Origin of the sequence: Pseudoalteromonas luteoviolacea NCIMB 1942 (assembly GCF_001625595.1) — a bacterium.
GTDB lineage: Bacteria > Pseudomonadota > Gammaproteobacteria > Enterobacterales > Alteromonadaceae > Pseudoalteromonas > Pseudoalteromonas luteoviolacea_A.
Genome location: NZ_AUXT01000183.1, coordinates 1 through 14,506, shown reverse-complemented (window position 1 = coordinate 14,506; position 14,506 = coordinate 1). Strand labels below are relative to the sequence as shown.

General features: G+C 42.6%; 15 protein-coding genes. 7 read left to right on the top strand and 8 right to left on the bottom strand.

Annotated features, from left to right (window positions below):
• Window positions 1-82: 82 nt before the first annotated feature.
• Window positions 83-1,192: a YHYH protein gene (locus N482_RS16655; protein WP_063378103.1), complete on the top strand. Its 1,110-nt coding sequence runs from the start codon at window positions 83-85 to the stop codon at window positions 1,190-1,192.
• Between the two features lie 25 nt (window positions 1,193-1,217).
• Window positions 1,218-1,727, top strand: a complete 510-nt coding sequence (locus N482_RS16650) for a hypothetical protein (RefSeq protein WP_063378102.1) — start codon at window positions 1,218-1,220, stop codon at window positions 1,725-1,727.
• Between the two features lie 73 nt (window positions 1,728-1,800).
• On the opposite strand, the gene N482_RS16645 is transcribed toward N482_RS16650, so the two are convergent.
• The gene (locus tag N482_RS16645; protein WP_063378101.1) at window positions 1,801-2,682 is read right to left on the bottom strand and encodes a hypothetical protein; all 882 of its coding nucleotides are present in this window, start codon (window positions 2,680-2,682) and stop codon (window positions 1,801-1,803) included.
• Complete coding sequence (locus N482_RS16640) at window positions 2,679-3,368, bottom strand: hypothetical protein (protein ID WP_063378100.1); 690 nt, start codon at window positions 3,366-3,368, stop codon at window positions 2,679-2,681. The genes N482_RS16645 and N482_RS16640 overlap by 4 nt, the downstream gene beginning before the upstream one ends.
• Window positions 3,369-3,617: 249 nt before the next feature.
• Here N482_RS16640 and N482_RS16635 point away from each other — a divergent pair, with 249 nt between their 5' ends.
• Together N482_RS16635 and N482_RS16630 are read left to right on the top strand one after the other, a co-directional pair.
• Window positions 3,618-4,196 (top strand): alkaline phosphatase family protein, encoded by a 579-nt coding sequence (locus tag N482_RS16635; protein WP_063378099.1) that lies wholly within the window; start codon window positions 3,618-3,620, stop codon window positions 4,194-4,196.
• Window positions 4,187-5,770 carry a LamG-like jellyroll fold domain-containing protein gene (locus tag N482_RS16630; RefSeq protein WP_063378098.1) on the top strand — a complete coding sequence of 528 codons (1,584 nt, stop codon included), beginning with the start codon at window positions 4,187-4,189 and terminating at the stop codon, window positions 5,768-5,770. Before N482_RS16635 ends, N482_RS16630 begins: the two co-directional genes overlap by 10 nt.
• A gap of 73 nt (window positions 5,771-5,843) precedes the next feature.
• On the opposite strand, the gene hmpA is transcribed toward N482_RS16630, so the two are convergent.
• Genes hmpA through N482_RS16615 form a run of 3 tightly spaced genes read right to left on the bottom strand, consistent with a single transcriptional unit; the run spans window position 5,844 to window position 8,529 of the window.
• Window positions 5,844-7,007 carry an NO-inducible flavohemoprotein gene (hmpA, locus tag N482_RS16625; RefSeq protein WP_063378097.1) on the bottom strand — a complete coding sequence of 388 codons (1,164 nt, stop codon included), beginning with the start codon at window positions 7,005-7,007 and terminating at the stop codon, window positions 5,844-5,846.
• A gap of 46 nt (window positions 7,008-7,053) precedes the next feature.
• Window positions 7,054-8,235, bottom strand: a complete 1,182-nt coding sequence (locus N482_RS16620) for an NnrS family protein (protein WP_081228024.1) — start codon at window positions 8,233-8,235, stop codon at window positions 7,054-7,056.
• A complete protein-coding gene (locus tag N482_RS16615; RefSeq protein ID WP_231100884.1) occupies window positions 8,236-8,529 on the bottom strand; it encodes a hypothetical protein in 294 nt (97 codons plus the stop codon).
• A gap of 119 nt (window positions 8,530-8,648) precedes the next feature.
• Between N482_RS16615 and norR the strand changes: the two genes are divergently transcribed.
• From norR to bfr (N482_RS16600), 3 genes are all read left to right on the top strand, one after another.
• Window positions 8,649-10,223: a nitric oxide reductase transcriptional regulator NorR gene (gene norR / locus N482_RS16610; RefSeq protein WP_081228023.1), complete on the top strand. Its 1,575-nt coding sequence runs from the start codon at window positions 8,649-8,651 to the stop codon at window positions 10,221-10,223.
• Between the two features lie 213 nt (window positions 10,224-10,436).
• Window positions 10,437-10,907, top strand: coding sequence for a bacterioferritin (gene bfr / locus N482_RS16605; RefSeq protein ID WP_023402135.1), 471 nt, complete (start codon window positions 10,437-10,439; stop codon window positions 10,905-10,907).
• A 3-nt stretch (window positions 10,908-10,910) separates the two neighbouring features.
• A complete protein-coding gene (bfr, locus tag N482_RS16600; RefSeq protein WP_063378096.1) occupies window positions 10,911-11,402 on the top strand; it encodes a bacterioferritin in 492 nt (163 codons plus the stop codon).
• 97 nt (window positions 11,403-11,499) lie between these two features.
• Here bfr (N482_RS16600) and N482_RS16595 read toward each other — a convergent pair whose 3' ends face one another.
• The 3 genes from N482_RS16595 to N482_RS16585 all read right to left on the bottom strand — a co-directional run bounded on the left by N482_RS16595 (window position 11,500) and on the right by N482_RS16585 (window position 14,325).
• Window positions 11,500-12,723 carry an FG-GAP repeat protein gene (locus N482_RS16595; protein ID WP_063378095.1) on the bottom strand — a complete coding sequence of 408 codons (1,224 nt, stop codon included), beginning with the start codon at window positions 12,721-12,723 and terminating at the stop codon, window positions 11,500-11,502.
• Between the two features lie 404 nt (window positions 12,724-13,127).
• A complete protein-coding gene (locus tag N482_RS16590; RefSeq protein ID WP_063378094.1) occupies window positions 13,128-13,559 on the bottom strand; it encodes a hypothetical protein in 432 nt (143 codons plus the stop codon).
• A 172-nt stretch (window positions 13,560-13,731) separates the two neighbouring features.
• Window positions 13,732-14,325: a Crp/Fnr family transcriptional regulator gene (locus N482_RS16585; RefSeq protein ID WP_063378093.1), complete on the bottom strand. Its 594-nt coding sequence runs from the start codon at window positions 14,323-14,325 to the stop codon at window positions 13,732-13,734.
• Window positions 14,326-14,506: the final 181 nt, after the last annotated feature.

The following is a 14,506-nucleotide window of genomic DNA, read 5'->3' as shown; positions in this document are numbered from 1 at the left end:
CAATCAACTTTTATAGTTAACGAAAATGCAAGAATAGATCGAGTAACATGGCCGATGTTTTTGAGAGCTTTAGGAGTGAAAAATGAAATGCGACAATATCTATCTTAATCGAGTTATCGCGATGACTTTGGGCGCGTCTGTTTTAGTACTCACTGGGTGCGGTTCAAGTGACAATAATGCTAATCAAGTTGCGGATAGTGTGCAGTCTGACAATAGTGCAAGTTCAACAAATAGTGGCGCTGCCACATCGGAAAGCGCCTCGTCGTCGGATAGTTCTGACACCAGCACAGATTCAAATGCTGGAGATGCCAGTACGGATAACAGCGACAGCGACGACGGCGCGAATGGAACAGCACAAACCGAAGGGTCAACCGACGGGGTGCTATGTGAGTACGTATACAACGAGTTTAATGATGCGGCATCAGTACAAGCGACCAGTAGCGCCGATTGGAGTTGCAGCGGCACAGCGCGCCAACTAGTAGCAAATGGCATACCGGACCACGCAACGGGTACTTTCCCTAATCAAGGTAACCCTAATACCATCAGTGAAGTTAATGTCTCGATAGCTTATACCCTAACACCCACAAAAACCGACACTGCCAGTACCCTAGGCGGCCCAAGGGGCGCGACAGGTTATGTGTTAAATGGCGTTAAGATTGATGCAAATACAGCGGGATCGTGTGACGACTCTGGTAACAGTTGCAGCCTTGTTGGCAACACGGGTAATTGGAGTATTGAGGCACTTGGGCAAACCAGTTTTGATTTTGGCACAGATGATAACAACGCACATGTCCAGCCGGATGGTTCTTATCATTACCATGGCATGCCAGAAGGGTTTATAGCGCTAAGAAGTGGATCTCAAAGCGCGATGACTTTGATTGGCTGGGCCGCTGATGGATTTCCAATTTATGCCAGATATGGTTACAGCGAGGCAGAAAATGCGCAATCTGAATTAAAGGCGGTGCAAGGCAGCTACCAATTAGTCGAAAATGTCAGTAGTAACCGCCCCTCTACCTCGGTTTATGCGCTGGGCACATTTGCACAAGATTGGGAATATGTAGCTGGAAGCGGCGACTTGGATGAATGCAATGGTCGCTTTGGAGTTACACCTGAATTTCCAGAGGGTATTTACCATTATTACGCGACTGATAGCTACCCATACTTTCAGCGCTGTGTAAAAGGCCAACTTTAATAATTACCGTGTGGAGTAGGTTGAAATGAGACATTTATTTAGCGCAATTGTTGCCGTGAGTCTGGTTTTTTGTGCCACGTCGAAAGCTCATTTAATGGTTTCAGAGCACGGCACATTAAACTTTGACGACTCTGGTGCGTACATGGTGGTGTCGTTAAGCGCATCCAGTTTTGTAGAAGCTGACAGAGATAAAAGTGGACAGTTGTCGCTCACTGAGTTTAAGGCCGCGAAGAACAATATCATTGAGGCCATTCAGGAACAGATATTTATGGATCAAAATGAAACCAAGAAAACACTGCAAGGTATAATGGTTTCGCCTCAGGCTGCACACGGTGGTGATGGCAAAGTCATTGACCAAATCGTGGTAATGGGTAAGTTTATGGCCATAAACCATAAACAGAAGTTGTTATTTCATAATGGTTTATATGGTCAAAGTGGCGAGCAAAAGCTGACAATGACTGCCAAATATAAACGCTTAGGGTTAAAGCAAAGGTTTGTCCTGACGCCAAAACAGCTCAGTGCCAAAGTATTTTAAGAGACCAAATTTTTGAGAGGAAAAGAGAGTGTTGCACGCACAAATCAGTTGTAGCAACACTCACTTAATGTGACTAACATTGGTTTTGGATATTAGTGACATAGCTAGCTGGATAGTGAAGGATCCAGTTTCTTAGGTTTTTTATGACAACGTATTCACATGACTGTTCGATTACGCTGGCTCTTAAGAATTGTTTATTGTTTTTCTTCTTAATGTGTAGTGTTTGTTGCGGTGGTGTCTGAACGTACGTGCCTGATAAGTCCTTTTTTAAACTGTCGACAGCGCGAACAAAAAGTGCCTCATATTGCTCTGAGATATCTGCTTGCCCTTCCATCAGCTGAGTTGCCAATTCATCACCCCAAGTTGAACCATGAACCTCAATTATGTTCTGGTACATCAAGTTATTAAGCTTTTTACGGCTTTTAGTTTTACTTGACTTAGGTTTTTCTATCCAGGCTATGAGCTTTAAAGACAACTTGTTCATGTCCTGATTAGAAAAGAAGATGGGCCTCACATGTACCGTTTTGTCACCAGCAACAGGAAGCTGCCTCACTAGGTAATCACTCATACCTTGAGTTAAAGTAACATGAGTAACTTGTTTTGAAGCTTCAATAAGTGGTTTTATATAGCGGTTTGCTTCTTCTTGCTGTTCTTTTAATTTTTGCTCTTTTAACGAACTGTTTATCGCAGCATGAGAAAATACCTGTACTAACGCGGCGCCGGGGGTGCCGTAATACATAACCTGACTGCCATCGATAGAGCGATCGTGAGAATACTCACCTCGAATCTCAACCGGGGCACTGGTATCTAGATAAAACTTAAATTCGCTTTGTTCAATAACGTCGTCTTTATTGAGTGACTTAGCTACAACATAGTCATCTCTTTTTGGAGATTTGCAGCCCGCTAAGGCTGCAATCGTCACTAAAGAGACTAAAAGTTTCTTTACGCTTATCATAAGAAAATCTTATTGATTGTCTCTTTAACTTGTTCAACCGCTTGATAGTAAGCATTCGTTACGCCTGGGAACTGTTGCTTTGGCTCATCCCACTCACCATCAACAACGATTTTTTTGTCAAGCTCAAGGTATTGAAGGTATTGGTTTGTTTCTAAGTCTACTGAGTACACTAAGCCGCGCACATAACCCTGAGGATCAGTATTTGGAATGTAGTTGGTGTACCCTCTATAGGCACCATGAGTTGCAATATCTAATACAACCAGTACATCAATATTTTTTGATTCTTTTAAAGAGCGAAAATCTTTTTTCGCGTAGCCCAATTCACCTTTGAACTTTTTAAGCTTTTTAAATTCTTGCTCTGTTAGTTCGATAAACTCTACAGAACCAGTCTTCGCTTTATAGCCTTCAAGTAGGATTTGCTTGCTTGACTCAATATCGCTAGTTGGTAGAGATTCAAGGTGTTTAGATAAAGACGAGTTTGCCGCTACGGCAACACCGTAACAAAGCAAACAACCAGCACCGTAGATATTTGTTGTTGGTTCATTAATTACGTCAACATAAATTCCCACACGTTTCTCTGCATTGAGAAGTTGTTTTTGTAGTTGAACAGTGGGTTGAGGGGTTGATCCACACGCAGCCAAGAACACAGTAAGTGCAGCTACAAAAATTAATTTTATCGCTTTCATTGTTTTACCTTTTGAAAAAATAAAGGCGGAATTCTAGGTACATCGGTAGTTCATTGCAATTATATTTGTAAGGTTTTGTAAAGTTTTATAAAAGGCATAAAATAATTCATTTTTTAAAGTGCGTTTTATGATATCTCCTCAGATTTTTCATTCATAAAAGTTTAATAATAAATTCATTTTTTGAGTGTTTTTTTATCAAGATGGCACCGAGTAATTGGACTAGACCAACAACAAGGACATCATGTGAAAATGTTTAAAGTAAACAACTCAAGAAAGAAACGTCAGAACATTTATTGTTCTGCATTGCTAGCCTCACTCGGTTTGTCATTTGTAAATGCGGCTGATGCAAGTAACCACTCTTTACTAATTGCTGTCGATGGTTTGCGCGGCGACGGTATTGAAAATGCGAAAACGCCTAACTTTGATAGGTTAATTCAAGGTACTTGGGCTGAGGGTTATCAAGGTGCGTTTGCATTCTACGCGCAGACAATGAAAGACGCAGCGCCAAACAGTGGGCCTAATCATGTCGGGATCATGACCGGTGTTACTTCTGCCAAAAGCGGCGTAACTGGGAATTCAGACGTACATACGGGAAGGTACGATCAGTACCCTCATTATCAAACTCTGTTAGAGCGACACAATAGTAAACTCAATACTGCTTATTTAGTAACGTGGTCAACTGATATGCAGATTGACAACGAAGCGGATGTAAAAATTGACTCTAATGATGCTGGCAATGTTGCTAATACATTGGCCATTATTAACGGGACCTATCAAGCCGCAAAATGGCCTCGTGGTACTACGCCTGATTCAATTTTTTGTTTTTAGATGACGTTGATGCAGCAGGTCACAGCTGCTGTTTTACAGCTTCTGACACCGGTTATGTTGATGAAATCGCTGATGTCGACAGGCAAATTGGTAGTATTATCGATGCGATTAAAGCACGCCCAAACTTTGCTAATGAGAATTGGCAAATTGTAGTGACCTCTGATCATGGTGGTCGGGGTTCATCGCATGGTATTCACTCAGCCGACAACTATACCATTCCATTTTTGGTGGCATCTAAGTCCGCAAAGCAGGGTTATTTAACGGGCATTCCAAAAAATTATGATGCAGCACCGACTGTGCTTGCACATCACGGCGTAGCTGTGCCTAGCAATATGGATGGCGTCGTCAGAGGTGACAGCGTGCAGCAAAAGGCTCCTGATGCCATTGAAACCGATCTCATTACATACTTGCCGTTTGAAGGCGACTTTCAAGATAAATCGGGCAATCACCTACACGCAGAGGTTGGCGGGGGAAATCCAGAAATGAATTCTGGGGGGAGATTTGGTCGCTTTGTTGCCATAAATGGCGACAAAGAGTTTTTGACCTTAGGCAATCCTGCTGAGCTGGACTTTGCTCATGCAAGAGACTTTACCTTAATGACATGGTATCGCGTCAGTGGTGATCAACATGGCGACCCGGTAATTGTCGGCAATAAAAACTGGGACAGCGGCAGTAACCGTGGCACATTACTTTTAGCTAATGAAGGCAATGGCGATGATGTCGGTATCAACATCGCATCTACTTCGGCAGATCGAAAAGACATCGACCCAATTGATTATACTTTTAATGGCTGGTGGCTTTTGGTCGCGACGTTTGACCGTAACGGCAGCGCGACATTATATGCTGGCAGCCCTACAGGGGAGTTGAATATCATCTCGGGGAGTATCGCAGATGTTGGAGATATTACTTCTTCGCTTGATTGGAATATCGGACAGGATGGAACTGGCCGATACAAATACAATTTAAAAGCCGATTTGGATGATTTTGCTGTATGGGGTCGCGCGTTAACCTTGGATGAAGTTCGCACGCTATATAATGGCGGAGCAGGCAAAGAAATCAACAGCATATTAGGTAATACATCGACGCAATATTTAACGGCTGAGTCAAACATTGCTGCTGGGCAAAATTATCCTGTGATTATTACTACCAGAGTAAATGGTCAAACTTGTGGCCTTGAGTGGGACGCCGCGTTACGAAGTAGAGAGCGTAACGCCAAATGGGACTGTGCAGGACGCGCTGATCCGTTAATGCTACAAGTTAATAAAGTTGAGTCATCTAAGGTCACTAAGCGAGTTTCTGGTTACCTTGTAGCGCAAGGTGGTAAAGGCGCACTGGAGTGGGATGCTGATCATATATTGAATGAACGTAACGCTAAATTCGATGAAGGGACAGGTGGAGACTATTTGACGTTTACCTTACTAAATAACGCACATGCCAGTAAAGTGAGCGCCAGAGCCTATGGTCAGGAATGTGGATTAGAGTGGGAAGCCGATTTGATAGGCGGTGAGCGCAATGCGAAATTCGACTGCCGACCACGTACAGATAGCGTCACGATCCAGCTCATTGAGCAGTAATAGGCGTTTCATTGCAAATAGAGAATGATGTAGACGAGTTCAGGTTGCTGAACTCGTCTGATTAAGATTGAGTTTATAGACTTTCGTGCGGGCCGAATACTTCGTACATAATGCGCGCTTCGTCTACACCAAGTTCGATTAATTGAGCCTTGATAAATGCCATAAAGCCACTCGGCCCACAAAGATAGAACTCACCGTCGAACAAAGGCAGCAGCTCTTTTAGTGCTGCAAGGTGCATAAGACCGCTGTGTGCCCCTTCAGGGCCTGTTTCTACCCAAGTATGCGTTTGTAATTGAGGAAGCTCGGTTTTAAAGCTTTCTACACTGCTAGAAAATGCGCGCTCTCCAATATTACGACATGCATGTAAGAACATACATGGTGCTTGAGTATTCTGCTGTGCAAGGGTTTCTAACATTGCCATCATAGGCGTAATACCAACACCTGCACTAATAAGTACTTTTGGCGCTTGATTAACCTGAAGTACAAAGTCGCCAGCTGGTGGGTAGGCATCAATTTCATCACCTTCATTTAATGTATGCAGGTGACCAGAGATAAGCCCATCCGTTTTAACCGAAATGCGATAATGATCTGATTTAGCACTTTGAGAAAGAGAGTACTGTCTAATTTGGCGATATGCTTGGTCCTCAGCTTGGCATTCGACAGCAAGGTATTGTCCCGGTTGGTATTGAGCAACAGGGCGACTATCCAAAGGTTTTAGGTAAAAGCTTTTTATTACATCAGACTCCTGCACTATTTTCGAAATAGTAAAGCGTCGTTTGCCTCGCCATCCGCCCGCTTTGGTTTCGTTTTGTTGATAAATCCCTTCTTCTTGGGTAATAAATAAGTCTGCCAAAAAGCCATACGCTTCAGCCCATGCGGCGATGATTTCAGGCGTACATTCATTTGGGAACATCTCTTCCAAAGTTGCTAGTAAATGGGTGCCAACAATCGGGTAATGTTCAGGCAATATGTTTAAGCTCGCATGCTTGTGGTTAATACGGTTAATGGCTTCTGAAAGTACTGAAGGGTTGTCGATGTGCGTGGCATAAGCTGCCAAAGCGCTAAACAATGCAAACTGTTGCTTGCCTGATTTTTGGTTGCTGATATTGAAGACATGAAGCAACTCTGGGTTGTGACTAAACATGCGTTTGTAAAAGTGGTCTGTCACTTTTGTTCCGGCGTTTGCAAGCAGAGGAATGGTGCCCTTAACCAGTTTTATTGTTTGTGTTGATAGCATATAAATTCTCCAAATTAACCACGACGCCCATCAAGGCGTTTTTTCATTAAAATAGGGGTATACACAGCGACAAAGATGACAAATGCGCCAATCCAAAGTAGGGCACTTGCAGCCAACTGTGATGAGGGTTGATAAAAACCGGTAAAATACTGCGTGTGATTGCAGCAAGCGTGCACAGCGCAAATGCAATGCCCATGAGCGGGTGAGGTTGCAATGGTCTTGCTGTGTGACCAAGGGATATTCTTGCCATAATCGACAATATCATCAGACCCATAGCGCCAATCGTAATAAGGTGCAACGCATCTTTGCTATACCAAGGGAAACCGAGGTATCCGCCACCAAACCCTAAAAGGCCTAAAGCCATAAATAGGTAAGCCAAATATAAAGACCAAAGCAGTGGACGTGTAAAAACGCCAGTGTTAAACCAGTATGCGCAGCGCATTAAATGCAAAAAGGCTGTAAAGACTAAAACGAAACCAGGGTTCAGTGGGCTAGAGAAAATATGGTGGGAGAAAAAGCCACTGATCCCAACGATTGCTGACCAAAACAGTAATTTATCTAACCTAGGTGTTTTCACCTGCTGATTAAGGCCAAGCCCTCTGGTGATAAAAAAGGGCATAATGTGTCCGGCTATCACGCTGATCAACAGGGTAAAGCCTAAAATTGCTAAATGAGAAAAAACATGGGCCAGCGCTAGGTCGTTATTTTCGAGTAGCCAAATAAACGTTAAATTGAAGCTTGCCATCACACACAAGATGATAACAAATTGATAGTTCTTACGGCTTTTTGCTTGCACCAACGTGTGAGTGAGATGACAAATCGCAAGTAACCAAAATGCAGCTTGCAGGCCAGCTAGAAAAATTAATGAATCATCTGCAAATAGGAATACAACGCGGGCAGCTAACCAAACGCATGAGAGCAAAAGTAACCCAATACCATTGAGTGTAGGGATCCCCGTCCAGTTTTGTGAAGCCGTAAACAAAAAGCCAATGGCCACTGCGCTGGCAAAGCCAAATAGCATCTCATGTGCATGCCAAAGTGTTGGAGAAACAGATAAGTGCCATGGTAGCGTGCCGCTAAGTACTAATGTCCAAACTAGCATGCTGAACACTGCCCAAATACCAGAGAGCAAAAACATGGGCCTAAACCCCTGCATAAGACAAGGCCAGGTTGAGGGCTTTAATAAGTGAGCGTCAGGCAATGATTGTTCTAGTTGTATAAGTGACATTTAACGCACCTCCAAGCCTAAGTTGTACTGGCAAAGGCAGCGCACGACATAACTTATCTTGAGTAATGTGGCAAAGAGCAAGCTGCTGATATGTGCCGTAATTTGTGCAGGCAGTGAGAATGCTGTTGCAAGCGGATAGCTTGCAAGAATGGCAAAACCAAACCCTATCACGCTAATCACGAGACTATAATTGGCTATGCTGAGGAACTTACGCAGCATTGGTGAATAATCTAAGCGGTGGACAGACATCATAATTAAACTCACTGTCGATATAAGGTAGTTTATTAATGGCATGAGTCATGCCAACTTTTTACCTATTACAAAACAATCACTTAGTTTTTGTTGCTTGATTTTTTGAGTCAAAAAGACATATTCTTGTATGAGTTTAAAATACACATATAGGTCAAAATGACATGGAGCAAAGACGCTTGTCACAATTGCTCGCTTTGAATCATGAGTTGGCAATGGCGTTGCCAAAATCTAATCATGTAGAATTAGGCACTTACAGTCAGTTTGTAGTGAGTGCGTTGCAAGCGTGCATCAGTGCAGATGCCATTGTGGTATTGCAAGCACAAGGTGATGTTTTAATACCTCAGGCCTTTACCGGACTTGCACCAGAAGTAATGGGGAGGCACTTTAAGCTCACTGAACATCCAAGACTTGCCAATATTGCCAAAGCACCAGAGCAGCCTGTGATTTTTTCTTCAGATTGTGCACTAAGTGACCCGTATGACGGTATGTTACTCGCCGAAGATGGAGAACTCCCCGTGCATGCATGTATGGGGTTTTCTTTGTATGAGCAGGGACAACTGCTCGGAGCGGTTACCTTCGATAGCCTGACCCCAAATGCTTTTGATGCATACAGTCGCTCTTTATTAACCATGATCCAGTCGACCGTAAGTGCACATTACAGTGCTGTATTAAATACACATAAATTGGCAAAACGGGCACAATCGGGACTTGCGATGTTGCATGAACTCAGCCATCAAGCGCAAAACATGATCGGTGAGTCACCACCCATGGAGCGATTAAAATCAGATATTAATTTGGTTGCTAATTCAGATTTGAGTGTGTTGATCCAAGGTGAAACTGGCACCGGTAAGGAGCTCGTAGCAAGGCAAGTGCATAGCAGCTCTAGTCGCTGCAATGCACCATTTGTACAAGTAAACTGCGCGTCTTTACCTGAGAATCTCGCAGAGAGTGAATTTTTCGGTCATCGCAAAGGCGCATTTACCGGTGCTGATAGCAATCGTGAAGGTAAATTTTTGGTGGCTGATCAGGGTACTTTGTTTTTAGATGAAATTGGTGAGCTGCCGCTGCATATACAAAGCAAGCTTTTGAGGGCCCTGCAAAGTGGAGAGATTCAACCTGTCGGCAGTGATAAGCCGCATCACGTTAATGTACGAATTGTCGCAGCAACTAATCGAGATCTTCAAAAGGAAGTAGAAGAAGGGCGTTTTAGAGCCGACTTATACCATAGATTGCGCGTGTTTCCGTTACAAGTGCCACCGCTTAGAGAGCGGGTAACTGATATTGTACCATTGGCTGGGTACTTTGTTGAGCAGCTGCGCAAAAAATTGGGGGTATCACAGCTTGTAATAGATCAGTCTTTACTCGAGCAACTAAAAACCCATGATTGGCCAGGTAATGTTAGGGAGTTAGAGCATGTACTTAGCCGCGCAGCATTAAAAGCAAAGCACGCGGATTGGCAAAAAGACATTATCAAAATAACGCCCCTGCACTGTGAGCTAACGTACGTTGAGGCTGCGGCAGCCGAGCAGAGAAATGAAACAACGTTGCTAGAAAGTTCAGCGTTTAGTTCTTTAAAAGTCGCGACCGAGCAATTTCAAAAGCAGCTTATTTTACAAAAACTCAATAATGAGCACCTAAATTGGTCTGCAACCGCCCGCACACTTGACATTGACCGCGCGAATTTAGTGCGTTTAGCAAAACGCTTAGGGATCGAAACTATCAAGAAAGTTAAGTAGTCAAGATGGGTAATCGAAAGTGTCAATTTAAAGTGGTAATAGAGACCGAAATTTAACTGTTATTGGCAATGAAAATTGTTCTTAATTCTTTTATAAGTTATTTATTTTAAAAGAATATATAAACTAGTTTGTTATTTTTATTTATTCTTGCGAAGCCCTGTGTTTGAACTACTGTTATATGGCGTCTAACTGAATTTGCCACTAGGGGGCCCTATGAAGGGTAGTAAGCAAGTAATTGTCACTTTAAATAAAATTTTGACACTCGAACTCACTTCGATCAATCAGTACTTTTTACATGCTCGCATGTATAAAAACTGGGGGTTAGAAGAGCTAAACGAAAAGGCCTATAAGAAGTCGATTAAGGATATGAAGCAAGCCGATGACTTAATCGAGCGCATTCTATTTCTTGAAGGCCTACCTAATTTACAACATCTTGAAAAACTGCGTATTGGTGAACACACCGAAGAAATGCTGAGTTGTGATCTTGCGTTCGAACATGAGCAGTTACCAGCACTTCGAGAAGCGATAGACTTGTGTGAAAAAGAACAAGACTATGTCAGTAGAGAGCTGCTTGAAGACATCTTAGAGTACGAAGAAGAGTATGTGGATTGGTTAGAAACACAAGACTTCTTGATTAAAAACACTGGCATTGAAAACTATCTTCAATCGCAGATGGAGGACTAAATTATGCAAGGTGTACAAAAGGTTATCGATCTACTTAACAAGCAACTGACGCTTGAACTCAGTTCAATGGACCAATATCTCGCACACTCTAAAATGTATGAAGACTGGGGTATGGACCGACTACATGACAAGCTTTCGCATGAATATGAGGAAGAGCTGGATCACGCAAAGCGCATCTCTGAGCGTATTCTCTTTTTAGAAGGGACGCCAGATACGGCGTCGCGCGCGCCTATCAATGTGGGCAGTAACGTTAAAGAGATGCTCGAAAATGACCTAGCCGCTGAAGTAGTGGTAAAAGATCATTTGAAAAAAGTGATTGCGGTTTGTGAAAAAGAGCAAGATTACGTTACAAGAGAAATGCTAGAAACGTTGCTTGATGACACAGAGATGGACCACATCTACTGGCTAGAGCAACACTTGGGCTTAATAGATTTGATCGGCATCCAGAATTATATTCAGAGCCAAATGAATGGTGGCTCAGGATCTGGCAGCTAACGGAAGTTAGCGTGTTAAGCAAGGTAAAAGAGCGCATAGAGCGCTCTTTTTTTGTGAACTAATTTATATCTGTACTAAAAAGTTTAAAAGGTTGTGCTTAATTCAATAAATCTAGGACGTAAGCCGCGCCAGATGAGTTGCCATTGTCATCGCGATGGGGCGACGCAACGATTGCTCTTTTATCGGTTATAGCGATGTTCCAACCAAACCTGTCTTCAGGTGCTGCATCATTAGCCATTAATTTTGAGGTAAAACGCCATTGCCCAAGATGTTTTTTAAACACATACAATGCACCAGCATTATTGCCTTTGGCATCGTGGTGCATCGCACTGATCAAAGCGGTGTCTTTATTAAGTGCAACACCACGAGCAAACCTGTCATCAGCTTGGCCATCAGGTGCCACTAACTTTTGCACTTGCGCCCATTTCCCGTTTTTTCGCTCAAATATATAAGCTGAGCCGGCATCGGTGCCCACGCCTTCGATGTCATCACGTCTTGCTGAGATCAAAGCGGTATCACCAGACAGCGCCACACGCACACCAAAGATATCGGTGTCTGCACCATCATTAGACATGAGCTTTGCTTGTTGTCGCCATTGCTTACCGTCAAACTCAAACGCATAAACAGCACCAGCTTCTTTTGCTTTTTCATCATGCAAATCAGCACCAATAAGTATCGTATTTCCTTCAATAGCGGCACTTATGCCGAATAAGTCGTCCTTAGCACCGTCGTTTGCGGTTAATTTGGTTTGAAACTGCCAAGTATTATTTTCTCGCACAAAGACATAGGCAGAGCCCGAATCTTCATATGGTGCATCGCTGTGTGGCGCTCCTATGACCAAAAAGCGCTCTGTCAGCGCAATGCTTTGCCCAAAAGCATCGCCAGCTTTTGCATCTGTAGCGGTTAAAATTTGCTCTTGTGACCATGTATTTGCGTTTTTCTCAAAAGCAAACACAGCGCCTGCGTTGTCACCTTTGTCATCTCGTTTGATGACACCTAACATGGCTATATTATTTTTTAATGCCACATTGCCGCCCAGCGTGTCACCAGAAAATGCGGGAGATGCGATGAGCTTTGCCTGTTGTTGCCAACCATCCGAACCTAGAGAATAAACATAGGCAGCGCCTGCATCTTGGATGTTTTTGATATCCGCTTTATGAGCTCCCACCAATGCGGTTGTGTTATCTATCGCAACACTGAAACTAAATTGGTCTTCGGCTTTCCCATCATTAGGTAACAGTTTTTGCTGCTTGGCGTAACTTTGGCTAGAGCCTATGAATGTGAGACAAGATAAGAAGGTCAAAATGGAACCATACTTCATAAATATCTTCCTTGTGCTAGATACTGGTAAAAATCTAAGTTAATCCAATATTTGTCGCTAAACAAGGGATAATTGATAAAGTGACTCGTTGAAAAATCAAAAGCATAGTGGGTTACGGGAGCAATTATGGGGTAAATAATTAATAGTCGTCGCAGCGTTTAAGTTAAACTGTCAGGTTTAGGTTATTGGAGGACAATTAAATCTGACGTTCGCATATACGCCAGACTTGGTCGTTTACCAGTAAACTATCCTTAGCTCTAGGTGTAAATTGCAGACGTTTATTAACGTGGCTATTTACCGACGGCGACCAGCGCGCTTTCTGGGCTAAACAGGCGCTTGAGCCTAACCCAAAAAGCGAGACCGAAGAAGGCTTAATGGATGGCTTTGTTATGCATCTGTTACGACTACCAGAGTATTGGCAGTAACCCAAAAGCCAACACAGCACAGGTGATTAGTGAAAGTAGTGACCCAATACGTACCATAACTTTAACCGTAAATTCGGTAGTGACGATAGCTGAAAACCCAGCGCCAGCGATTGGAAGTGCTTTGCTTGCACCTGTGACAGACGCAATTGTTATTCCCAGCCATATAAGTATGAATCCCAATGCACAGCCATAAGCCACAAAAATTTCTAAAGATAAGGGCAGCTCAACCAGCGACCAAATAACACCAAAGATCGATAGGGCCATTGCGCACTGAACAGCAGTCAAGTGACCAGAAAGCGCCATTCGAGAGTTTTTTACAATTGGGATCAAAGCACCTTGTATTAAACCCACAAGGAAAAAGACAATGCCAATAACGATGAGTTTTTCACCTATCTGTGTAAGTTCTATCATGATTTTCCCCATGTATGCCTAACACTAAGCTCAGCAACGTTACTTAAATTCCACGCGATATCAAAATACAGCGGGGCGTTTTGTACTTGTAGGTGTTTAAATTTTTGCAAGGTATTCATTGTTAGTCTCCGTTGAAAAGTCACATGGTAGATAACGGAATACTTAAATTCATTCACCTAGATTCATTTTTTAACTTACTCAATGTTTGGGGAGCGACACCAAGATAAGATGCGATATGATATGACTTAACTTGTTTAAATATAAAAGGATACTCATCAAGTAAACGTTCATATCTTTGGGCAGCAGTCTCTGACATGAGAGAAAGGACACGTTTGTATGTTGCAGAGTAATAGGTGTTATGTATCCATTTACTCGCTAAAAACGCCCATTTTTTATCTTGTGATATAAACTTATCAAGCGCTTCCAGAGACGTTACATAAAAAACGGAATCTTCAAGAATTTCAAAGTGAAGCATTGACCCTGATTTTTCGTAAAAGCTTACACTATCGTCCATAAAGTGGTTTAAACCATGTTTACTTTTTCCGCGAAAATAGAGCTGCCAAGTATGTTCTGTGCCATTCATATCACTAAAATATGAACGGGCTAAACCACTTTTAACAAACCATATTTCACTAAACACTTCACCTGCGTGATGTACCATTGTTCCTTTTTTGATATGTTTTATGTCAAATATTTTGCAAGCACTAGCCCACTCATCGTCATCGACAGGAATAGAGTGCTCAATCATTTTTCTAAAATATTTCATAGAACTACAGTTGGTGATTTTTAGATATTGGGCCTGAAAATGTATTAAAAAATAATGAAGTTGTAGTTACGCCCAATAAAAGCAAGAAACTGATCGCTAAGGAAAAATACTTTTTCATAGATTCACTCATACTTCCTGTAAATATAACGAGCCTGTAGAATGTAAGCGTCGCCTAAACCAC

Bases quoted from the DNA above. Each gene is read 5' to 3' on its own strand.
- N482_RS16615 (WP_231100884.1), bottom strand. From the start codon at position 8,529: ATGCCATTAATAAACTACCTTATATCGACAGTGAGTTTAATTATGATG.
- N482_RS16595 (WP_063378095.1), bottom strand. From the start codon at position 12,723: ATGAAGTATGGTTCCATTTTGACCTTCTTATCTTGTCTCACATTCATA.
- N482_RS16635 (WP_063378099.1), top strand. From the start codon at position 3,618: ATGTTTAAAGTAAACAACTCAAGAAAGAAACGTCAGAACATTTATTGT.
- N482_RS16650 (WP_063378102.1), top strand. From the start codon at position 1,218: ATGAGACATTTATTTAGCGCAATTGTTGCCGTGAGTCTGGTTTTTTGT.
- N482_RS16640 (WP_063378100.1), bottom strand. From the start codon at position 3,368: ATGAAAGCGATAAAATTAATTTTTGTAGCTGCACTTACTGTGTTCTTG.
- norR (WP_081228023.1), top strand. From the start codon at position 8,649: ATGGAGCAAAGACGCTTGTCACAATTGCTCGCTTTGAATCATGAGTTG.
- N482_RS16655 (WP_063378103.1), top strand. From the start codon at position 83: ATGAAATGCGACAATATCTATCTTAATCGAGTTATCGCGATGACTTTG.
- bfr (WP_023402135.1), top strand. From the start codon at position 10,437: ATGAAGGGTAGTAAGCAAGTAATTGTCACTTTAAATAAAATTTTGACA.
- hmpA (WP_063378097.1), bottom strand. From the start codon at position 7,007: ATGCTATCAACACAAACAATAAAACTGGTTAAGGGCACCATTCCTCTG.
- N482_RS16585 (WP_063378093.1), bottom strand. From the start codon at position 14,325: ATGAAATATTTTAGAAAAATGATTGAGCACTCTATTCCTGTCGATGAC.
- N482_RS16620 (WP_081228024.1), bottom strand. From the start codon at position 8,235: ATGTCACTTATACAACTAGAACAATCATTGCCTGACGCTCACTTATTA.
- N482_RS16645 (WP_063378101.1), bottom strand. From the start codon at position 2,682: ATGATAAGCGTAAAGAAACTTTTAGTCTCTTTAGTGACGATTGCAGCC.
- N482_RS16590 (WP_063378094.1), bottom strand. From the start codon at position 13,559: ATGATAGAACTTACACAGATAGGTGAAAAACTCATCGTTATTGGCATT.
- bfr (WP_063378096.1), top strand. From the start codon at position 10,911: ATGCAAGGTGTACAAAAGGTTATCGATCTACTTAACAAGCAACTGACG.